Raw genomic sequence first — 20,031 nt, forward strand, 5'->3', positions numbered from 1 at the left:
GCGAGCTTCCTAACGCGCGGACGCAGAATCTTCGGTGGACGTACCGGCAGTCGGCACTGCATCGGAGCCGCGGCCCGCGGAACCCCGGGCGGGCGACGATGCGGCACCGGGTGCCGGCACATAGGTGGTGCAGACCCCGTCGCCGTGGGCGATGGTGGCCAGCCGTTGCACATGGGTGCCCAGGAGCTGGGAGAAGACCTCGGTCTCCGCCTCGCAGAGCTGCGGGAACTGCTCGGCGATGTGCGCGACCGGGCAGTGGTGCTGGCAGAGCTGGGCGCCCGCCGGGGCCTTCGCCGCGGCCGACGGGACACGCCGCACCGTGGCAGCGTACCCGTCGGCACTGAGCGCCTGGGCGAGCGCCTCGGTGCGCTCCCCCGCCCCGGCCCGGCCCAACGCCTCCAGGTACTTCTCGCCCTGCTTGCCGAAACGGGCCCGGGCGAAGGCCGCGACGGCCTCCTCGCCCGCCTTGCCGCCGCCCACCGAGTCCGAGATCCAGCGCAGGGCGTCGGCGGCGAGCTGGTCGTACGCCTGGTAGAAGGCGTCCCGGCCGCCGTCGGTGAGGGCGAAGACCTTGGCCGGGCGGCCCCGGCCGCGGCTGCCGTAGACCCGCTGCTCGCGGGACTCGACCAGGCCGGCGGCGGTGAGTCCGTCCAGGTGGCGGCGCACGGCGGCGGCGGTGAGGCCGAGCCGGCTCGCGAGGTCGGCGGCGGAGGACGGGCCGTGGTCCAGGATCGACCGGGCGACCCGGTCCCGGGTGGCGCGGTGGCCCTCCAGCAGCACCTCGGCCGCCGTCACGGGCACGTCGCAGTGGGAGGCCGACTCGGCCTCCTGCTGCTGGGCGTGCTCGCGCATGTTTTTCACAACACCAGTGTTGCGTAATTACTTCCGTCGGGACAAGCCGTGATCCATGCCTCACCGGTGTCATCGATCACGCAGGCAAGCCTTACCTGACCAGCCGAAACGATCATCGAGGCCGCCGTACGGCCGGTTCGTGAGCGCCTCTTACACTCGCCGGTATGCACTCCGAACCCGCGGTCCAGATCGCCGGGCTGGTCAAGCGCTACGGCGACAAGCCCGCGGTGGACGGCCTCGACCTCACCATCGCACGCGGCGCGATCACCGCCGTCCTCGGCCCCAACGGCGCCGGCAAGACCACCACCATCGAGACCTGCGAGGGCTACCGCCGCCCCGACGCCGGCACCGTCCGCGTGCTCGGCCTCGACCCGGTCGCCCAGAACGCCGCGCTGCGCCCCCGGATCGGCGTCATGCTGCAGTCCGGCGGTGTGTACGCGGGTGCCCGCGCCGTCGAGATGCTGCGGCACACCGCCAAGCTGCACGCCCACCCGCTGGACGTGGACGCGCTGGTCGAGCGCCTCGGCCTCGGCTCCTGCGGCCGGACCACCTACCGGCGGCTGTCCGGCGGCCAGCAGCAGCGGCTCGCCCTGGCCATGGCCGTGGTCGGCCGCCCCGAGCTGGTCTTCCTGGACGAGCCCACCGCCGGCCTCGACCCGCAGGCCCGCCGCGCCACCTGGGAGCTGGTCCGCGACCTCCGCCGGGACGGCGTCACGGTGGTCGTCACCACCCACCACATGGACGAGGCCGAGCAGCTCGCCGACCGCGTCGCGATCGTGGACCGCGGCCGGGTGATCGCCGACGGCACCACCGAGGAGCTGTGCCGCGGCGACGCCGAGAGCGCCCTGCGCTTCGACGGCCCGCCCGGGCTCGACCTCGGCCCGCTGCTCAAGGAGCTGCCCGAGGGCGCCACCGCCGTCGAGACCGCCCCCGGCAACTACCGGGTCGAGGCGCCCGTCGACCCCCAGCTGGTGGCCACCGTGACCGGCTGGTGCGCGGCCTCCGGCGTCCTGCCCGAGCGGCTGTCCGTGCAGCGCCGCAGCCTCGAAGACGTCTTCCTCGACCTGACCGGACGGGAGCTCCGATCGTGAGTGCCACCGATTACGCCCCGAAGCCGGGCGCAGCGCCGGTCGGCCGGATGCTGCTCGCGCAGACCGCGTTCGAGACCCGGATGCTGCTGCGCAACGGTGAGCAGCTGCTGCTCACCGTGGTCATCCCCACCGTGCTGCTGGTGCTGTTCTCCGCGGTGGACATCGTCGCGGTGGAGGGCCCGGGCAAGCGGGTCGACTTCCTGGCCCCCGGCCTGCTCGCGCTGGCCGTGATGTCGACGGCGTTCACCGGGCAGGCCATCGCGACCGGCTTCGAGCGCCGCTACGGCGTGCTGAAGCGGCTCGGCGCGAGCCCGCTCCCGCGCTGGGCGCTGCTGACCGCCAAGACCGGCTGCGTGCTGGTCACCGAGGCGCTGCAGGTCGCGCTGCTGACGGTGATCGCGCTGGCGCTCGGCTGGTCCCCGCACGGCGACCCGTTCAGCGTGGCCGCGCTGCTGGTCCTCGGCACCGCCGCCTTCTCCGGGCTCGGCCTGCTGATGGCGGGCACCCTGAAGGCCGAGGCCACGCTGGCCGCCGCCAACCTGGTGTTCATCCTGCTGCTGCTCGCGGGCGGGGTGATCGTGCCGCTGAGCAGGTTCCCCGACGCCGTGCGGTCGGTGCTGGAGCTGCTGCCGATCTCGGCGCTCTCGGACGGCCTGCGCTCGGTGCTGCAGACCGGCGCCGGGGTGCCCTGGGCGGACCTCGGGATCCTGGCCGGCTGGGCCGTGCTCGGCCTGGCCGCGGCCGCCCGTTTCTTCCGCTGGGAGTGATCCTCCCGGCGACGCGCGACGCCCCCCGGCCTCAGGAGGCCGGGGGGCGTCGTGCGTTCGGCTCGCGGTGCGTCAGCCCTGGCTGCCGCCGCGGCGCTTGCGGGCGAGCAGCACGAGCGCGCCGCCGACCAGCAGCACGCCGCCGCCGGCCGCCGCGATCATGGGCGTCGCGTCGCTGCTACCGGTCTGCGCGAGCACCGGCGCGCTGGTGCTGGGCGCCGGGGCGGGGGTCTTGCTCGGGGTCGGGGTGGCCGACGGGGTCGCGGTCGGCGTCACGGTGGGCGTCGGCGCGGGGGTCGGGGTCACGGTCGGCGTCACGGTGGCGGTCACGGTGGGCGTCGGCGTGGGGGTGGGGGTCTTGGTGGGGGTGGGGGTCGGAGTCGGGGTGTGGCACGGCTCGATCGTCTTGGTCTCGTTGATGTTCCACCCCTTCTCGTTCGGGTTCTCCGAGGTGGTGACCACCAGGTTCGCCTTGATCGGGGCGGTGTGGTCCTTCACCGGGAAGGTGCCGTGGAACTCGGCGGGGAAGGCCTTGTTGTCCAGGACCTTGTCGCCGTCGATGGTGAGGCTGACGGTGTTCTTCACGTCGGCCTTGGGGCTGTAGTTGATCAGATCGATCACGATCTTGTCGCAGGTCACCGACCAACTCGGCACGTGCGCCGAGGCGTTGGTGGCCAGCGCCAGGGGCAGTAGAAAACCGGCCGCCGCCGTGCCCGCCAGTGCCGCCGCGCCGATCCCGATGTGCCGCCGCTGTCGCGCCATTACGCTGTTCCCCTCCGAACGGTCTTGTGCAGCAGGCGTGTTGAATGGTTCGCGGTGGCCCGCTACGGCTGTCCGGGGGACTCTACCGGCACTCCCGCATCCCGCCACACCCCGCGTACGACCGAATTTCGTCTGTCCGTCCAGTCTCCGATGTGCAAGGCCAGCCCATCACAGTCACCGCCTCACTGACCGCGGATTCGCCAAACTTGACTGAACGTTGTCATCTTTCGGACGGAACGGCGCCCCCGGTGATCCGGGTCGATCACCGGGGGCGCCGCTTCGGTCGGCCCGCGAACCCGCCGGTCCGCCCGGGCCGTCAGGCCTTCCCGGCCGACCTCCGCCGGACGGCCAGCACGATCGCGCCACCGGCCGCGATCACCACGGCACCGCCGATCGCCAGCGGGAGCACGGGACCGGAGCCGGTGTGCGCCAAGTTGCCGCCGCCGCTCTCCCGGGCGGACGGGCTCGGCGAACCGGAGGACACCGGAACGGCCGTCGCACCGCCGGTCGACGGACCGGCCGAGGGGCTCGCACCGGGCTTGCCGCTCGTCGACGCGGACGGGCTGCCCGACGGGCTCGCCGACCCGCTCGGGGAGCCCGGACCGCTCGGCGTCGCCGACGGCGAGCCGCTCGGCACCACCGGCGGCACGGTCGGCGTGCCGGTCGGCGTCGGGACGGTGCCCGGCAGACAGCCGGTGAAGGGGTAGTGGTGCGTCTCGGCGCCGCCCTTGCCAGTCAGCGAGGCCGCGATCACCGAACCGTTGACCGGGCCGCCGCTGCCGAGGTCGAAGGCGGCGTTCGGCGCGAGCACCGTGCCGGCCCAGGCGGCCTGGCTGTTCTTGACCACCTTGGTCGCGGTCGGGAAGTTCCAGAGCAGCTTGGCCCGGATCGCCCCGCCCGCAGCGCTCTGCAGCTTGTCGTCCAGGACGAAGGCCGACGTGCCGGCGTCCCACAGGTGGAAACCGGTCGTCCCGGCCGCCGCCATGTCGTACGAGCCGCCGGTCACGTTGATCACCGTCACCGAGCCGGCCGGCACCTTGAGGTACACGTCCTTGGCGCCCTGCAGCCTCGCCGCGTCGACGGTGAAGCCGTTGTACGCGGCGTCCCCGCCGGTGAAGGTCAGCTTGGCGCCCTCGGCCCGGACGGTGGCGCCGGCGGTCTGCGGCACGGCGGCCAGCGAGGTCGAGGCGGCGCGCAGTTCGGCGAACTCGGCCTTGAAGTCGATCGGCGAGGGGCCCTGGGCGACAGTGCCGCGGTGGGCCTGGACGACTGCGCCGTCGCCCTTGGAGCCGTAGACGCCGTTGCCCTTCATCACCTGGGTGTTGTGGCCGGTGATGCGGCCGGCCACGACCAGCGCGTTCTTGCCGGGCAGCGCGTCGACCTCGGCGGCGGTGAGCTCCTGGCCGACCGAGAAGCCGCCGGTGAAGTCGGCGTTGCCGCCGACCGCGACCGCGCCTTCGGCATCGGGGGTGTGGGTGTCGTCGCCCTCGATGAACTCGCCGTAGAGGTTGGCGACCCCGAGGGTGCGGCACTCCTGGTCGGCGCCGACGGCCTGGGCGGCCGGTGCGACGAGGCCGGCCAGTGCGAGCGAGCCGCCGACCGCGAGCGCGAGCGCGGCGGCGGACGTGGATATGCGCATGTACAGGTCTCCGCTTGCGTGCGGGAGGAGTGGGAGTGGCCCGAAAAAGGTATGGACCAATCCACACTCTTTCGACCATCCGCACGATTGGTCAAGACCATTGACCGTTTTGCCCGAACAGTCCCTCCAGGCCCCGGACGTGGCGGGGCGGCCCCGCCCCAAGATCGCCCATAAAGCCACCTACCATGGACGTCGTGCTTAAGACCACCCCCTTCTCCCTGCTCGCCGAGCGCTGGCAGCCCTCCGCCGCGATGGTCCGGCGCGCCGCGTTCGCCGCGCTGGTGATGAGCGTGGTGATCGTCGTCACCGGCGGCGCCGTCCGGCTCACCGCCTCCGGCCTCGGCTGTACGACCTGGCCCCGCTGCACCGACGAGAGCCTGACGCCCACCGCCGAGATGGGCTTCCACGGCATCGTCGAGTTCACCAACCGGATGCTCACCTACGTGCTGAGCGCCGCCGTCGGCTGGGCGATCCTGGCCGCCCGCTGCCACCGCCGGCCCTCGGCCGGGGGGACGGCCGCGCCCTGGCGGCGCAGCCTGACCAAGCTCGGCTGGGCGCAGTTCTGGCTGGTGATGAGCAACGCCGTCCTCGGCGGCATCACCGTGCTGACCGGCCTCAACCCCTACACCGTCGCACTGCACATGATCGCCGCGATGGCCCTGGTCTGGGTCGCACTGCTGATGTGGGAGCGCAGCAAGGAGGGCGACGGCCCGGCGAAGCTGTCGGTGGCCCGGCCGATCCACCAGCTCTCCTACGTCCTGGTCACGGTGGTCGGCCTGCTGGTCGCGGCCGGCACCCTGGTGACCGGCGCCGGCCACCACCCGGGCACCCCCAAGGACAACAAGATCGTCCCGCGGATCCCGATCGACTACGACCGCCTCGCCCAGTTCCACGCCGACTTCGCCTTCGTCTCGGTCGGCCTGGCCATCGCGGCGATCTTCGTCTTCGCCGCGATCAAGGCACCGCAGCCCGCCCGCGCCCGCGCCAGGGAACTGCTCGCGGTCCTGCTGCTCCAGGGCGTGCTCGGCTTCGTCCAGTACTTCACCGACGCCCCGGAGCTGATGGTCGGCCTGCACATGTTCCTGGCCACGCTGACCTGGATCGCCGCACTGCGCATCCCGCTCGCCCTGCGCACCCGCGAGGACGAGGCCCCCGCCGGGCAGCCGGCCGACCGGACCCCGCAGACCGCGGCCGCCTGAGGCCGCCGGGAACGACACCGGAACGGCACCGGACAGCGCGAAGGCCCGGTTCCCCCGTGCGGGGGGAACCGGGCCTTCGCGTCGTCCGAGCGGGGCGTCAGCCGCCGAGCTGGATGCCGGCCATCCGCTTCCACTCGTACGGGCCGGTCTTGACCTTGAGGCCCAGCTCGCCCTCGAAGTCGTCGTGCAGGGTCAGCCCGGCCAGCTCCGCGGCCCGGCGGCCGACGGCGTAGCTGGGGGCCACCTGGTCGCCCCAGGCGCCGTCCGCGCCGACCACGACGATCCGGGTGGCCACGGCGCCGACGTACTCGACGACCGCGTCGGCGCTGCCGCCGTGCTGCTTGGCGAAGCTGGTCAGGTTCTTGGCGATGCGCTTGGCGCGGCGCTCGGTGCGGGCGTCCGGCGCGGCCGTGGCAATCTCTGCGCTGCTCATGCCCGCATGCTACCCACCGGTACACGCCCTGGCGACGGGAGCGCCCTGTGCACCGGGACACATACTGGAGACGTGACGTTCAAAGGCTGGCCCTCCGAGGCGCTCGACTTCTACGAGCACCTGGAGGCCGACAACTCGAAGACCTTCTGGCAGGCCCACAAGGAGCAGTACGAGGACGCCGTACGGGCCCCGATGGAGCGGCTGCTCTCCGACCTGGAGCCGGAGTTCGGGCAGGGGAAGATCTTCCGCCCGAACCGCGACGTCCGCTTCAGCGCCGACAAGTCACCGTACAAGACGCACATCGGCGCGCACCTGGAGAGCGGCGGCTACATCCAGCTCTCCGCCGACGGCCTGGCCTGCGGCAACGGCATGTACCAGCTCGCCCCGGACCAGCTGGAGCGCTACCGCGCCGCCGTCGCGGAGGACGTCACCGGCGCCGAGCTGGAACGGGTGATCGCCGGGGTGGAGGAGGACGGCCCGAAGGTGTTCGGCCGGGACTCCCTCAAGTCGGCCCCGCGCGGCTACCCCAAGGACCACCCCCGGATCGAGCTGCTGCGCCACAAGGGCCTGGTGGCCTGGCAGGAGTGGGAGCCCGCGAAGTGGCTGGGCACCCGCACCGCCTACACCCGGATCACCGCCTTCCTGCAGGCCTCCCTGCCGCTGCGGGACTGGCTGGACGGCCACGTCGGCCCCCTCCGAACTGTCGCCCCGCTGACGCACCGGAAACGGAAGAGCCGGAAACGGAAGAGCCCCGGTCCGAGGAGGACCGGGGCTCTTCCGCACGACGTCTACTTCACGAACGGGTCGATCGCGCACACCACGAACAGCAGCGACAGGTAGGTGATCGACCAGTGGAACAGCCGCATCTCCTTCAGCTTGGCGCCCACCACCCCGGCCTTGGCCCGCCCGTACAGCGCGTGCGCCTCGCGCAGCCAGAAGCCGCCGAGCAGCACCGCGGCGACGGGGTACAGCCAGCTCATGTGCCCCAGCGGCCACACCGCCAGCGAGGTCGCGACCATCACCCAGGAGTAGGCGACCACCTGCTTGCCGACCGCCACGTTGCCCTTGACGACCGGCAGCATCGGCACGCCCGCGCGCATGTAGTCGTCGCGCACCTTCATCGACAGCACCCAGGTGTGCGGCGGGGTCCAGAAGAACACCACCAGGAACAGCGCCACCGCCACCCACGACACCGAGTCGGTCACCGAGGACCAGCCGATCAGCACCGGCATGCAGCCGGCGATGCCGCCCCAGACGATGTTCTGCGAGGTGCGCCGCTTCAGCCCGAGCGTGTAGACGAACACGTAGAACAGCAGCGCGCCCAGCGCCAGTCCGGCGGAGAGCCAGTTGACGCCCCAGCCGAGCAGCGCGGTGGAGAGGACCGCGAGCGCGATGCCGAACACCAGCGCCTCGCGCGGCGACACCATCCCGGTGACGATCGGCCGGCGCTCGGTGCGGGACATCATCGCGTCGATGTCGCGGTCGATGTACATGTTGAGGGCGTTGGCGCCGCCCGCCGAGAGGTAGCCGCCGACGACGACCTTCAGGACCAGCAGCATGTTCGGCACGCCCTGCTGGGCCAGGAACATCACCGGCACGGTGCTCATCAGCAGCAGCTCGATGATCCGGGGCTTGGTCAGTGCGACGAACGCGCCGACACGGGCCCCGATCGGCCGGTGCGCAGGCGTCGCCCCGGTGACCCCGGCGGGACGGGTTTCGACGGCGGTCACTAACACCCCAACTGAAGATGAATCCTCGCAGGCGTCCACAGGAACGAAGGGTCCCGAATCGTCCGCTCTGCGCGTACCACGACACCATAGACGCTCCATATATCCCATCCGGCTCCGGGGTCCCCGGCGAGGCCGAACCGCACACCCCCGGGTGAACCGACTGGGTGAAGCCACGAACCGTCTCCGGCGGCCCCCGCTACCCCGTCCTGACCACCCCGGCGGCGGGCCATCACGAAACAGGAGAGCCTGGGGCAAAAGCAGTCATACCGGCCTAGTGGGAATCACCATGCGGAAATCCCGGTTGTCTCAGCACGGAGGGTGAGCCCCGGCCCGGGCGGTAGGCTCGCACGCAGAAGCGGGATCTACCCTCCGTGACCGGCACCACCCAGCGTCGGGACCACAGCGCCGTGGCCGACCCGGTCCCCATTCACGGGGTCACTCTTCAATGGAAGGAGCCCTGAGACAGGGTGAGCACTGCGCCGACGAACGCATTCGAGTGGACCGATCTGGACGAGCGCACGGTTGACACCGCGCGAGTCCTCGCCATGGACGCTGTCCAGAAGGTCGGCAACGGGCACCCCGGGACGGCCATGTCGCTGGCCCCGGCCGCGTACCTGATCTTCCAGCGCTTCCTGCGCCACGACCCGACCGACCCGTCCTGGGTCGGCCGCGACCGCTTCGTCCTCTCCCCCGGGCACACCAGCCTGACGCTCTACACCCAGCTGTACCTCTCGGGCTACGGCCTGGAGCTGGACGACCTCAAGGCCTTCCGCGTCGCCGGCAGCCGCACCCCCGGTCACCCGGAGCACGGCCACACGGCCGGCGTCGAGACCACCACCGGCCCGCTGGGCCAGGGCATCGCCAACGCGGTGGGCATGGCGATGGCCGCCCGCTACGAGCGCGGCCTCTTCGACCCGCAGGCCCCGGCCGGCGAATCCCCCTTCGACCACACCATCTGGGCCATCGTCTCCGACGGCGACCTGGAGGAGGGCATCTCCGCCGAGGCCTCCTCGCTGGCCGGCCACCAGAAGCTGGGCAACCTGGTCGCGCTCTACGACGACAACCACATCTCGATCGAGGGCGACACCGAGACCGCCTTCTCCGAGGACGTCCTCAAGCGCTACGAGGCGTACGGCTGGCACGTCCAGCGGGTGACCCCGAAGTCCAACGGCGACATCGACGTGGCCGCCCTGGCCGACGCGCTGGCCGCGGCCAAGGCCGAGACCTCCCGCCCGTCGTTCATCGCGATGCGCACGATCATCGCCTGGCCCGCCCCGGACGCGCAGAACACCGCCAAGGCGCACGGCTCCGCGCTCGGCGCCGCCGAGATCGCCGCCACCAAGAAGGTCCTGGGCTTCGACCCGGAGAAGACCTTCGAGGTCAGCGACCAGGTCATCGAGCACGCCCGCCTGGTCATCAAGCGCGGCAAGGCCGCCCGCGACCAGTGGCAGCAGTCCTTCGACGCCTGGCGCGCCGCGGACGCGGACCGCGCCGCCGAGTTCGACCGCATCCAGGCCGGCGAGCTGCCCGAGGGCTGGAAGAAGGCCGTCCCCTCCTTCCCGGCCGGCAAGGACGTCGCCACCCGCAAGGCCTCCGGTGACACCCTCAAGGCGATCGGCGCGGTGATCCCGGAGCTGTGGGGCGGCTCGGCCGACCTCGCCGAGTCCAACCTCACCACCATCGACGAGGACAGCTCCTTCCTCCCCGAGGGCAACCCGCTGAAGTCGGCGAGCCCGTACGGCCGCACGATCCACTTCGGCATCCGCGAGCACGCCATGGGCTCGACCATGAACGGCATCGCCCTGCACGGCAAGACCCGTGTGTACGGCGGCACCTTCCTGGTCTTCGCCGACTACATGCGCCCGGCCGTCCGCCTGGCCGCGCTGATGAAGCTGCCGGTCACCTACGTCTGGACGCACGACTCGATCGGCCTCGGCGAGGACGGCCCGACCCACCAGCCGGTCGAGCACCTGGCCGCGCTGCGCGCCATCCCGGGCCTGGCCATGGTCCGCCCGGCCGACGCCAACGAGACCGCCGTCGCCTGGCGCACCATCGTCGAGCGCCAGACCAGCCACCCGGGCCCGGTCGGCCTGGCCCTCACCCGCCAGGGCGTCCCGACCTTCGACCGCGAGGTCTTCGGCTCCGCCGAGGGCACCGCCAAGGGCGGCTACATCCTGGCCGAGGCCTCCACCGGCGATCCGCAGCTGATCCTGCTCGGCACCGGTTCCGAGGTCCAGCTGGCCGTCAAGGCCCGCGAGGTGCTGGAGGCCGAGGGCATCGCGACCCGCGTGGTCTCCATGCCGTCCTTCGAGTGGTTCCAGGAGCAGGACCAGGCCTACCGCGACAGCGTGCTGCCGCCGTCGGTCAAGGCCCGGGTGTCGGTCGAGGCCGGCATCGCCCAGGGCTGGCGCGAGCTGGTCGGCGACCACGGCCGCATCGTCTCGCTGGAGCACTTCGGCGCCTCCGCCGACTACAAGGTGCTCTTCGAGGAGTTCGGCATCACCGCCGAGCGCGTGGTGGCCGAGGCCCACAACGCCCTGCGCTCCCTCGAAGCCGTCAACCGCTAGCCGCCAGGGCCGCGTACCCGCCCGCACGCGAGTACGCGGCCCCCTCCGCCTACCCCACGAAGCAGAAGAACAAGGGACTGAAGCACCATGACTGACGCACTGAAGCGCCTCAGCGACGAAGGCGTTGCGATCTGGCTGGACGACCTCAGCCGCAAGCGGCTCAACTCCGGCAACCTGGCCGAACTGGTGCAGAACAAGCACGTGGTGGGCGTCACCACCAACCCGACCATCTTCCAGAAGGCGATCGCCGGCAGCGGCGACGACTCCTACGACGGTCAGCTGCGCGACCTCGCCGTCCGCAAGGTCACCACCGACGAGGCGATCCGCATGATCACCACCTCCGACGTGCGCGACGCGGCCGACGTGCTGCGCCCGGTCTACGACGCCTCCAACGGCCGCGACGGCCGGGTCTCCATCGAGGTCGACCCGCGCCTGGCGCACGAGACCGCCCCCACCGTGGCCGAGGCCAAGCAGCTGTGGTGGCTGGTCGACCGCCCGAACGTCTTCATCAAGATCCCCGCCACCAAGGCCGGCCTGCCCGCGATCAGCGAGGTCATCGGCCGGGGCATCAGCGTCAACGTCACGCTGATCTTCTCGCTGGAGCGCTACAAGGCCGTCATCGACGCCTACCTGACCGGCCTGGAGTCCGCCAAGGCCAAGGGCCTGGACCTCTCCCAGATCGAGTCGGTCGCCTCCTTCTTCGTGTCCCGCGTGGACACCGAGATCGACAAGCGCCTGGACAAGATCGGCGGCGACGCCAAGGACCTGCGCTCCAAGGCCGCCCTGGCCAACGCCCGCCTCGCCTACCAGGCGTACGAGGAGGTCTTCGGCAGCGTCGACGGCAAGACCGCCGGCAACGCGCGCTGGAAGGCCCTGGAGGCCGCCGGCGCCAAGCCGCAGCGCCCGCTGTGGGCCTCCACCGGTGTCAAGGACCCGGCCCTGCCGGACACCCTGTACGTCACCGAGCTGGTCGCCCCCGGCACCGTCAACACCATGCCCGAGGCCACCCTGGACGCCACCGGCGACCACGGCGTGATCACCGGCAACACCATCGTCCCCAACTACGCCGACGCCAAGGCCGTGCTGGACGCGATCGCCGCGGCCGGCGTGGACTACGACGACGTGGTCCAGGTCCTGGAGGACGAGGGCGTCGAGAAGTTCGAGCAGTCCTGGAACGAGCTGCTCGACACCGTCACCGCCTCGCTCGCCTCCTTCGCCGACGAGAAGTGACCCCTGCTCACAGCCAGCGCACGAAAGCGGAGCCCATCAAGTGAGCACTGATTTCCCTGAGTTGACTTCGGATTCGGACGCGGACGACCTCCCGCCCACCCCCGTCAACCCGCTTCGTGACCCCTCGGACCGACGGCTCCCGCGCATCGCGGGGCCGTCGGGTCTGGTCATCTTCGGGGTCACCGGCGACCTGTCCCGCAAGAAGCTGATGCCGGCCATCTACGACCTGGCCAACCGCGGTCTGCTTCCGCCGGGCTTCTCCCTCGTCGGCTTCGCCCGCCGCGAGTGGGACGACGAGGACTTCGCGAAGGAGGTGCACGACGCCGTCCGGGACCACGCCCGCACCCCGTTCCGGGAGGAGGTCTGGCAGCAGCTCGCCAAGGGCATGCGCTTCGTGCACGGCACCTTCGACGACGACGACGCCTTCGACAAGCTCCGCGCGACCATCGAGGAGCTGGACAAGGCCCAGGGCACCGGCGGCAACTTCGCCTTCTACCTGTCCGTCCCGCCGAAGTTCTTCCCGACCGTCGTCCAGCAGCTCAAGAAGCACGGCCTGGCCGACCCGCCGCAGGGCTCCTGGCGCCGCGCCGTCATCGAGAAGCCCTTCGGCCACGACCTGGAGAGCGCGCAGGAGCTCAACAAGGTCGTCCACGAGGTCTTCCCCCGGGACGAGGTCTTCCGGATCGACCACTACCTGGGCAAGGAGACGGTCCAGAACATCCTGGCGCTGCGCTTCGCCAACCAGATGTTCGAGCCGATCTGGAACCGGTCGTACGTCGACCACGTGCAGATCACCATGGCCGAGGACATCGGCATCGGCGGCCGGGCCGGCTACTACGACGGCATCGGCTCCGCCCGTGACGTCATCCAGAACCACCTGCTCCAGCTGATGGCGCTCACCGCCATCGAGGAGCCGGCCTCCTTCCACCCGAAGGCGCTGGTCGCCGAGAAGCTCAAGGTGCTCAGCGCCGTCAAGCTCCCGGCCGACCTGGGCCGGCACACCGTGCGCGGTCAGTACGCCTCCGGCTGGCAGGGCGGCGAGGAGGTCGTCGGCTACCTGGACGAGGACGGCATCAACCCGGACTCCAAGACCGACACCTACGCGGCCATCAAGCTGGAGATCAACAACCGCCGCTGGGCGGGCGTCCCGTTCTACCTGCGCACGGGCAAGCGCCTGGGCCGCAGGGTCACCGAGATCGCGGTGGTCTTCCAGCGCGCCCCGTACCTGCCCTTCGACTCCTACGCGACCGAGGAGCTGGGCCAGAACGCCCTGGTCATCCGGGTCCAGCCGGACGAGGGCGTGACGGTGCGGTTCGGCTCCAAGGTGCCGGGCACCTCTTTCGAGGTCCGTGACGTCACGATGGACTTCGCCTACGGCGAGTCCTTCACCGAGTCCAGCCCGGAGGCGTACGAGCGGCTCATCCTCGACGTGCTGCTCGGCGACGCCAACCTGTTCCCGCGCCACCAGGAGGTCGAGCTCTCCTGGCAGATCCTCGACCCGATCGAGAAGTACTGGGACACCCACGGCAAGCCCGCCCAGTACGCGGCGGGGACCTGGGGCCCCGTCGAGGCGGACGAGATGCTCGCACGAGACGGCAGGAGCTGGCGCCGGCCATGAAGATCGACCTCACCAACACGACGTCGAGCAAGATCAACGCCGCGCTCATGGAGGCGCGCCGGGCCAGCGGCTCCACCGCCGCCGGCATGGTGCTCACCCTGGTGATCGTGACCGACGAGGGCAGCGCCTACGACGCCCTCAAGGCCGCCAACGACGCCTCCCGCGAGCACCCCTCGCGCACCCTCGCGGTGATCAAGCGCGCCGGGCGCTCGCCCCGGGCCCGCGCCGAGACCCGCCTGGACGCCGAGATCCTGGTCGGCTCGGACGCCGGCTCCGGCGAAACCGTCGTCCTGCGCATGCACGGCGAGCTCGCCGCGCACGCCCAGTCGGTCGTCCTGCCGCTGCTGCTGCCGGACGCCCCGGTCGTGGTCTGGTGGCCGGACAACGCGCCGCTGCACCCGGCCCAGGACCCGCTGGGCTCGCTCGCCCAGCGCCGGATCACCGACGCCGTCACCGCCGAGTCCCCGGTCGGCCAGCTCGCCCAGCGGGCCCAGAGCTACACCCCGGGCGACACCGACCTGGCCTGGACCCGGATCACCGGCTGGCGCTCCATGCTGGCCGCCGCGCTGGACCAGCGGCCGTCCACGATCATCTCCGCGGTGGTCGAGGGCGAGTCCTACAACCCCAGCGTCGAGCTGCTCGGCCTGTGGCTGACCAACCGGCTGCACGTGCCGGTCGAGCGGGTCGTGACCGGCGGCCCCGGCATCACCGCGGTGCACCTGCGCACCACGGACGGGGACGTCACGCTGGACCGCCCGGACGGCCTGATGGGCACGCTCTCCATGCCCGGCTCGCCGGACCGCCAGGTGGCGCTCAAGCGACGCGAGACCTCGGAGCTGATCGCCGAGGAACTGCGTCGCCTGGACCCGGACGACATCTACGCGACGGCCGTGCGCACACCCGTCGAGCGGCTGCGCGAGCCGGCCAACGCCGAGACCGCGGCGGCCGGGCTGGTCGCCCGGGAGGCCGCCGGGGACACCGGGGACGCCGCCGAGGACGCGGTAGCCAACCCGGAGCGGATCACCACCGACGCGTCGGACCGGAAGCCCCCGAAGAAGGCCGCCGGCAAGCGCACCACCAAGGAAAGCGCATGACCAACGCGACCCCGCAGCTGGTCGTCCACCGGGACAAGGAGCTGATGGCCCAGGCGGCCGCGGCCCGGCTGATCACCCGGATCGTGGACGCCCAGGCCGCGCGCGGCACCGCCTCGGTGGTCCTCACCGGCGGTCGCAACGGCAACGCCCTGCTCGCCGCGATCGCCGCCTCCCCGGCGCGCGACGCGGTCGACTGGGGCCGGCTGGACCTCTGGTGGGGCGACGAGCGGTTCGTGTCCGCCGCGGACCCGGACCGCAATGCGGTCCAGGCCCGGGCCGAGCTGCTGGACGCCGTCCCGCTCGACCCGGCACGGGTGCACGAGATGCCCGCCTCGGACGGGCCGGACGGCTCGGACGTGGAGGCCGCCGCCGCCCGCTACGCGGAGGAGCTGGCGAAGGCGGCCGGGCCCGGCGACCGACTGGGCGTCCCCGCCTTCGACGTGCTGCTGCTCGGCGTCGGCCCGGACACCCACGTCGCCTCGCTCTTCCCCGAGCACCCGGGCGTGCGGGAGACCGAGCTGACCGTGATCGGCGTGCGCGGGGCCCCCAAGCCCCCGCCGACCCGGATCTCGCTCACCCTCCCGGCCATCCGGGCCGCCCGTGAGGTCTGGCTGCTGGCCGCCGGCGAGGACAAGGCGGGCGCGGTCGCGCTGGCCCTGTCCGGACCCGGCGAGATCCAGGCGCCCGCCTCCGGCGCGTACGGTCGCAGCCGCACCCTGATGCTGCTGGACCGCGCCGCCGCCGAGCGGATCCCGCCGCAGCTCTACCCGCCGGCTTCGGCGTAGGGCCGGAAGGCAACGGCGAAGGGCGCCACCGTCGATGACGGTGGCGCCCTTCGCCGTTCCGGTCGCCTCAGATCTCGCCGCGGAGCTTCGCCAGCGCCTCGGCGAGGATCGCCTCGCCGTCGGCGTCGGTGCGCCGCTCACGGACGTAGGCGAGGTGGGTCTTGTACGGCTCGTTGCGCGAGGGAGCCGGCGGGTTGTGCTGGTCCTGCCCGGCCGGGAAGCCGCAGCGCGGGCAGTCCCAGGTGTCCGGGATCGCCGCTTCGGCCGCGAAGCTGGGCCGGGTCTCGTGCTTGTTGGCGCACCAGAAGGAGATCCGGTTGCGCGGGGCGGACTCGCCGCGCTCCGCCTCGCCCATCGGGCCGGCCCCAACCCTGCTGCCACGGATGGCATTGCCACTTGCCACGGTCTGACTCCCTGCGTACTGGTGCGCCGACCCGCCGCGGTGCGCGTCGGTGGCGAAAGTCGTCCTAGTGTAAGCAGGAGTTAAGGATCCGCCACCATCGCCTCCGCCCCCGACCGCTCCAGGATAGGCGCTCGGGCGACGGGGCGTCAGGCTTGTGTCAGCTCTGGTACTTCAGCACCAGGCCCAGGACGATGATGCAGGCGAACCAGCCCACGCCGACCACGATGGTGATGCGGTCGAGGTTGCGCTCGGCCACCGCCGAGCCGCCGCCGGTGGACATCGCGCCACCGCCGAACATGTCCGACAGGCCGCCGCCCTTCCCCTTGTGCAGCAGCACCAGGAGGATCATCAGCAGGCTGAAGATGATCAGGGCAATCGAGAACCCGAGAACCACGACGGGACCAACTCTCTCGTATCTTCGGCGAAGGGGCCGGGCCGCGTACGGCGGTCCGACCCCAAAGCCTACGTTGCTGCAGCGGCGTTAGCCTACTGCCTGCTCACGGTAGCGCACGATCTTGACGAACTCGTCGGCGTCCAGCGAGGCACCGCCGATCAGGCCGCCGTCGATGTCGGGCTTGGCCATCAGACCGGCCGCGCTCGACGACTTCACCGAACCGCCGTACAGCACGCGGACCTTGCCGGCCAGCTCGGCGTCGTACAGCTCGGCGATCCGCTTGCGGATGGCGGCGCAGACCTCCTGCGCGTCCTCCGGGGTGGCCACCTCGCCGGTGCCGATCGCCCAGACCGGCTCGTAGGCGACCACGACGGTCTCGGCCTGGTGGGCCGGGACGTCCGCCAGGCCGCCGTCCAGCTGGGCCAGGGTGTACTCGACGTGGGTACCGGCCTTGCGGATGTCCAGCGGCTCGCCGATGCACAGGATCGGGGTGATCCCGGCGCGGTAGGCGGCCTTCACCTTGGCGTTGACGATCTGCTCGTCCTCGCCGTGGTACTGGCGGCGCTCCGAGTGGCCGATCACCGCGTAGGTGCACTGGAGCTTGGCCAGCATCGGCCCCGAGACCTCGCCGGTGTAGGCGCCGCCGTCGTGCTGCGAGATGTCCTGCGAGCCGTACTTGATCTTCAGCTTGTCACCGAAGACCAGGGTCTGCACCGAGCGCAGGTCGGTGAACGGCACCAGGACGGCGACCTCGACGGCCTCGTAGTCCTTGTCGGCCAGCGCGAACGCCAGCTTCTGGGTGTGCTGGATGGCCTCAAGGTGGTTGAGGTTCATCTTCCAGTTGCCCGCCATGAGCGGGAGACGGTCGGTCATGTGCTTTCAGTCCTCCAGAGCGGCGAGGCCGGGGAGGGTCTTGCCCTCCAGGTATTCGAGGCTGGCGCCGCCGCCGGTCGAGATGTGTCCGAAGGCGTTCTCGTCGAAGCCCAGGATGCGGACGGCCGCGGCGGAGTCGCCGCCGCCGACGACGGTGAACGCGTCGCTGTCCAGCAGGCCCTGCGCGACGGCCTTGGTGCCGTTCGCGTAGTCCGGGTGCTCGAAGACGCCCATCGGGCCGTTCCAGAACACCGTGCCGGCGTCGGCCAGCTTGGCCGCGTACAGCTCGCGGGTCTTCGGGCCGATGTCCAGGCCCTCCTTGTCGGCCGGGATCGCGTCCGCGGCGACGAGGTCCGGGTTCGCCGGGGTCTTGCCCTTGAGGTCCGGGAACTCGGCGGAGACCAGCACGTCGACCGGCAGGACGAACTCGACGCCCCGCTTCTCGGCCTCGGCCAGGTACTCCAGGCAGACCGGGATCTGGTCCGCCTGCAGCAGCGAGATGCCGACCTCGTGGCCCTTGGCCTTGAGGAAGGTGTACGCCATGCCGCCGCCGATCAGGATCCGGTCGGCCTTCTTCAGCAGGTTGTCGATCACGCCGAGCTTGTCGGAGACCTTGGCGCCGCCGAGCACCACCACGTACGGGCGCCGAACCTCGTCGGTGAGCTTCTTCAGCACGCCGACCTCGGTGGCGATCAGGTCGCCGGCGGCGTGCGGCAGGAGCTTCGGCAGGTCGAACACCGAGGCGTGCTTGCGGTGCACGGCGCCGAAGCCGTCACCGACGTACAGGTCGGCCAGGGCGGCCAGCTGCTCGGCGAAGGCGCCGCGCTCGGCGTCGTCCTTGCTGGTCTCGCCGGCGTTGAAGCGCAGGTTCTCCAGCAGCGCGACCTCGCCGTCCGCCAGCGCGGCGACGGTGGCCGCGGCGCTGTCGCCGACGGTGTCGGTGGCGAAGGCGACGTCCTTGCCGAGGATCTCGCCGAGCCGCTTGGCCGCGGGCGCGAGCGAGAACTTCGGGTCCGGCTCGCCCTTGGGACGGCCGAGGTGCGAGGCCACGACGACCTTCGCGCCGACGGCGGCCAGCTTGGCGATGGTCGGGGCGACGGCGCGGATCCGGCCGTCGTCGGTGATCGTCTCGCCGTCCAGCGGGACGTTCAGGTCGGCGCGCACGAACACGCGCTTTCCTGCGACACCGGCTTCGATGAGCTCTTCGATGGTCTTCACGGGGATTCGGTTGCTCCTGGGGAGATGGTCGATGCGCAGAGGCGGCACGGCGCAGGGGCCGCCTGAGAAGTCCTTGAGCGCGGAGCGAGGGCCCGGTCGGCACGGTGCGCCGTCCGGGCCCTCGCCCCTACATCACGTCAGCTCCCACGCGTCAGAGCTGGCCACCGACGAGGGTGACCAGGTCGACGACGCGGTTCGAGTAGCCCCACTCGTTGTCGTACCAGCCGAGCACCTTGACCTGGTTGCCCTGGACCATGGTGAGCTGGCTGTCGAAGATGCAGGAGGCCGGGTCGTTGACGATGTCCGAGGAGACGATCGGGTCCTCGGTGTAGGCCAGGATGCCCTTGAGCGGGCCCTCCTGCGCGGCCTTCTGGAAGGCCGCGTTGACCTCGTCCTTGGTGACCTCGCGCTCCAGGGTGACGACCAGGTCCGTGATGGAGCCGGTCGGGACCGGGACGCGCAGCGAGGTGCCGTCCAGCTTGCCCTTCAGCTCCGGCAGGACCAGGGCGGTCGCCTTGGCGGCACCGGTCGAGGTCGGGATGATGTTCTGGCTCGCCGCACGAGCACGGCGCAGGTCCTTGTGCGGGAAGTCCAGGGTGACCTGGTCGTTGGTGAACGCGTGGACGGTGGTCATCAGACCCTTGACGATGCCGAAGGCCTCGTTCAGCACCTTGGCCATCGGCGCCACGCAGTTGGTGGTGCAGGAGGCGTTGGAGATGACGTGGTGGTTGGCCGCGTCGTACTTGTCGTCGTTGACGCCCAGGACGATGGTGACGTCCTCGTCGGTCGCGGGCGCCGAGATGATGACCTTCTTCGCGCCGGCGGCGAGGTGCTTCTTCGCAGCCTCGGCCTTGGTGAAGATGCCGGTGGACTCGACGACGATGTCGGCGCCCAGGGCGGCCCACGGCAGGTTGGCCGGGTCACGCTCGGCGGTCACCTTGAAGGTGTGGCCGTCGACGGTGATGCTGTCCTCGGTGTGCGAGACCTCGGCCTGGAGGGTACCCAGGGTGGTGTCGTACTTGAGCAGGTGAGCCAGGGTCTTCGTGTCGGTGAGGTCGTTGACACCGACGATCTCGATGTCCGCGCCCTGGGCCTTGACCGCACGGAAGAAGTTGCGGCCGATGCGGCCGAAGCCGTTGATGCCTACCCGGATCGTCACGAACCGATCTCCTCGTTAGGTACGCCGGGCCGGAGCCCGACGGGGGTGAGATTTGGGAAGTCCCCGACCGCCTATGACCCTACCCCTCCGGGGCCTTTTGGGGCACATCGCGCCACCTCGTGAGACGTGGCGTGGCGTGCCCCGAACCCGGCTCCGGGCCGTCCGCCCTTGGTCCCGCGGGCAGTTGGTCCCGAGGCCAGTGGTCTCTACCAATTCG

At 71.4% G+C, this 20,031-nt stretch carries 19 protein-coding genes; 9 read left to right on the top strand and 10 right to left on the bottom strand.

Going from position 1 to position 20,031, the window contains the following annotated elements; genetic code table 11:
• Window positions 1–9 precede the first annotated feature (9 nt).
• Window positions 10–852 (bottom strand): helix-turn-helix transcriptional regulator, encoded by an 843-nt coding sequence (locus ACZ7KX_RS18725; RefSeq protein ID WP_470327479.1) that lies wholly within the window; start codon window positions 850–852, stop codon window positions 10–12.
• Window positions 853–1,016: 164 nt separating this feature from the next.
• Here ACZ7KX_RS18725 and ACZ7KX_RS18730 point away from each other — a divergent pair, with 164 nt between their 5' ends.
• On the top strand, window positions 1,017–1,943 hold the full coding sequence (locus tag ACZ7KX_RS18730; protein ID WP_470327363.1) for an ABC transporter ATP-binding protein: 927 nt from the start codon (window positions 1,017–1,019) through the stop codon (window positions 1,941–1,943).
• Entirely contained in the window at window positions 1,940–2,710 is a 771-nt protein-coding gene (locus ACZ7KX_RS18735; protein WP_396546942.1) for an ABC transporter permease, read from the top strand. The genes ACZ7KX_RS18730 and ACZ7KX_RS18735 overlap by 4 nt, the downstream gene beginning before the upstream one ends.
• A gap of 72 nt (window positions 2,711–2,782) precedes the next feature.
• On the opposite strand, the gene ACZ7KX_RS18740 is transcribed toward ACZ7KX_RS18735, so the two are convergent.
• Window positions 2,783–3,472: an LAETG motif-containing sortase-dependent surface protein gene (locus ACZ7KX_RS18740; RefSeq protein WP_470327364.1), complete on the bottom strand. Its 690-nt coding sequence runs from the start codon at window positions 3,470–3,472 to the stop codon at window positions 2,783–2,785.
• Between the two features lie 316 nt (window positions 3,473–3,788).
• A complete protein-coding gene (locus tag ACZ7KX_RS18745; RefSeq protein WP_470327365.1) occupies window positions 3,789–5,111 on the bottom strand; it encodes a choice-of-anchor A family protein in 1,323 nt (440 codons plus the stop codon).
• 185 nt (window positions 5,112–5,296) lie between these two features.
• Between ACZ7KX_RS18745 and ACZ7KX_RS18750 the strand changes: the two genes are divergently transcribed.
• Window positions 5,297–6,310, top strand: coding sequence for a COX15/CtaA family protein (locus tag ACZ7KX_RS18750; protein WP_470327366.1), 1,014 nt, complete (start codon window positions 5,297–5,299; stop codon window positions 6,308–6,310).
• A 97-nt stretch (window positions 6,311–6,407) separates the two neighbouring features.
• On the opposite strand, the gene ACZ7KX_RS18755 is transcribed toward ACZ7KX_RS18750, so the two are convergent.
• Window positions 6,408–6,743 carry a hypothetical protein gene (locus ACZ7KX_RS18755; protein ID WP_470327367.1) on the bottom strand — a complete coding sequence of 112 codons (336 nt, stop codon included), beginning with the start codon at window positions 6,741–6,743 and terminating at the stop codon, window positions 6,408–6,410.
• 72 nt (window positions 6,744–6,815) lie between these two features.
• Between ACZ7KX_RS18755 and ACZ7KX_RS18760 the strand changes: the two genes are divergently transcribed.
• Entirely contained in the window at window positions 6,816–7,583 is a 768-nt protein-coding gene (locus ACZ7KX_RS18760; protein WP_470327368.1) for a DUF2461 domain-containing protein, read from the top strand.
• Here ACZ7KX_RS18760 and ACZ7KX_RS18765 read toward each other — a convergent pair.
• Entirely contained in the window at window positions 7,532–8,479 is a 948-nt protein-coding gene (locus ACZ7KX_RS18765) for a heme o synthase (protein WP_470327369.1), read from the bottom strand. The two genes, ACZ7KX_RS18760 and ACZ7KX_RS18765, sit on opposite strands and share 52 nt — an antisense overlap.
• A gap of 461 nt (window positions 8,480–8,940) precedes the next feature.
• Here ACZ7KX_RS18765 and tkt point away from each other — a divergent pair, with 461 nt between their 5' ends.
• From tkt to pgl, 5 genes are all read left to right on the top strand, one after another.
• Complete coding sequence (gene tkt, locus ACZ7KX_RS18770) at window positions 8,941–11,040, top strand: transketolase (protein WP_470327370.1); 2,100 nt, start codon at window positions 8,941–8,943, stop codon at window positions 11,038–11,040.
• 87 nt (window positions 11,041–11,127) lie between these two features.
• Window positions 11,128–12,270: a transaldolase gene (gene tal / locus ACZ7KX_RS18775; protein ID WP_350521384.1), complete on the top strand. Its 1,143-nt coding sequence runs from the start codon at window positions 11,128–11,130 to the stop codon at window positions 12,268–12,270.
• A gap of 61 nt (window positions 12,271–12,331) precedes the next feature.
• The gene (zwf, locus tag ACZ7KX_RS18780; RefSeq protein WP_350521385.1) at window positions 12,332–13,888 is read left to right on the top strand and encodes a glucose-6-phosphate dehydrogenase; all 1,557 of its coding nucleotides are present in this window, start codon (window positions 12,332–12,334) and stop codon (window positions 13,886–13,888) included.
• Window positions 13,885–14,982: a glucose-6-phosphate dehydrogenase assembly protein OpcA gene (gene opcA, locus ACZ7KX_RS18785; RefSeq protein ID WP_470327371.1), complete on the top strand. Its 1,098-nt coding sequence runs from the start codon at window positions 13,885–13,887 to the stop codon at window positions 14,980–14,982. The genes zwf and opcA overlap by 4 nt, the downstream gene beginning before the upstream one ends.
• Window positions 14,979–15,767 (top strand): 6-phosphogluconolactonase, encoded by a 789-nt coding sequence (pgl, locus tag ACZ7KX_RS18790; RefSeq protein WP_350521387.1) that lies wholly within the window; start codon window positions 14,979–14,981, stop codon window positions 15,765–15,767. The genes opcA and pgl overlap by 4 nt, the downstream gene beginning before the upstream one ends.
• A gap of 67 nt (window positions 15,768–15,834) precedes the next feature.
• Here pgl and ACZ7KX_RS18795 read toward each other — a convergent pair whose 3' ends face one another.
• The 5 genes from ACZ7KX_RS18795 to gap form a co-directional block, all read right to left on the bottom strand.
• The gene (locus tag ACZ7KX_RS18795) at window positions 15,835–16,122 is read right to left on the bottom strand and encodes an RNA polymerase-binding protein RbpA (RefSeq protein ID WP_030238413.1); all 288 of its coding nucleotides are present in this window, start codon (window positions 16,120–16,122) and stop codon (window positions 15,835–15,837) included.
• A 205-nt stretch (window positions 16,123–16,327) separates the two neighbouring features.
• Entirely contained in the window at window positions 16,328–16,564 is a 237-nt protein-coding gene (secG, locus tag ACZ7KX_RS18800; protein ID WP_470327372.1) for a preprotein translocase subunit SecG, read from the bottom strand.
• An 87-nt stretch (window positions 16,565–16,651) separates the two neighbouring features.
• Window positions 16,652–17,437, bottom strand: a complete 786-nt coding sequence (gene tpiA / locus ACZ7KX_RS18805) for a triose-phosphate isomerase (RefSeq protein WP_470327373.1) — start codon at window positions 17,435–17,437, stop codon at window positions 16,652–16,654.
• Between the two features lie 6 nt (window positions 17,438–17,443).
• On the bottom strand, window positions 17,444–18,655 hold the full coding sequence (locus ACZ7KX_RS18810; RefSeq protein WP_470327374.1) for a phosphoglycerate kinase: 1,212 nt from the start codon (window positions 18,653–18,655) through the stop codon (window positions 17,444–17,446).
• Between the two features lie 151 nt (window positions 18,656–18,806).
• Complete coding sequence (gap, locus tag ACZ7KX_RS18815; RefSeq protein WP_350521391.1) at window positions 18,807–19,814, bottom strand: type I glyceraldehyde-3-phosphate dehydrogenase; 1,008 nt, start codon at window positions 19,812–19,814, stop codon at window positions 18,807–18,809.
• Window positions 19,815–20,031 lie beyond the last annotated feature (217 nt).

The organism is Kitasatospora sp. NPDC038210, from assembly GCF_055600605.1.

Coding starts and splice junctions, on each gene's coding strand:
- tpiA (WP_470327373.1), bottom strand. CDS start 17,437: ATGACCGACCGTCTCCCGCTCATGGCGGGCAACTGGAAGATGAACCTC.
- ACZ7KX_RS18755 (WP_470327367.1), bottom strand. CDS start 6,743: ATGAGCAGCGCAGAGATTGCCACGGCCGCGCCGGACGCCCGCACCGAG.
- ACZ7KX_RS18795 (WP_030238413.1), bottom strand. CDS start 16,122: ATGGGCGAGGCGGAGCGCGGCGAGTCCGCCCCGCGCAACCGGATCTCC.
- tal (WP_350521384.1), top strand. CDS start 11,128: ATGACTGACGCACTGAAGCGCCTCAGCGACGAAGGCGTTGCGATCTGG.
- ACZ7KX_RS18750 (WP_470327366.1), top strand. CDS start 5,297: ATGGACGTCGTGCTTAAGACCACCCCCTTCTCCCTGCTCGCCGAGCGC.
- opcA (WP_470327371.1), top strand. CDS start 13,885: ATGAAGATCGACCTCACCAACACGACGTCGAGCAAGATCAACGCCGCG.
- pgl (WP_350521387.1), top strand. CDS start 14,979: ATGACCAACGCGACCCCGCAGCTGGTCGTCCACCGGGACAAGGAGCTG.
- ACZ7KX_RS18725 (WP_470327479.1), bottom strand. CDS start 852: ATGCGCGAGCACGCCCAGCAGCAGGAGGCCGAGTCGGCCTCCCACTGC.
- ACZ7KX_RS18740 (WP_470327364.1), bottom strand. CDS start 3,472: ATGGCGCGACAGCGGCGGCACATCGGGATCGGCGCGGCGGCACTGGCG.
- ACZ7KX_RS18745 (WP_470327365.1), bottom strand. CDS start 5,111: ATGCGCATATCCACGTCCGCCGCCGCGCTCGCGCTCGCGGTCGGCGGC.
- ACZ7KX_RS18730 (WP_470327363.1), top strand. CDS start 1,017: ATGCACTCCGAACCCGCGGTCCAGATCGCCGGGCTGGTCAAGCGCTAC.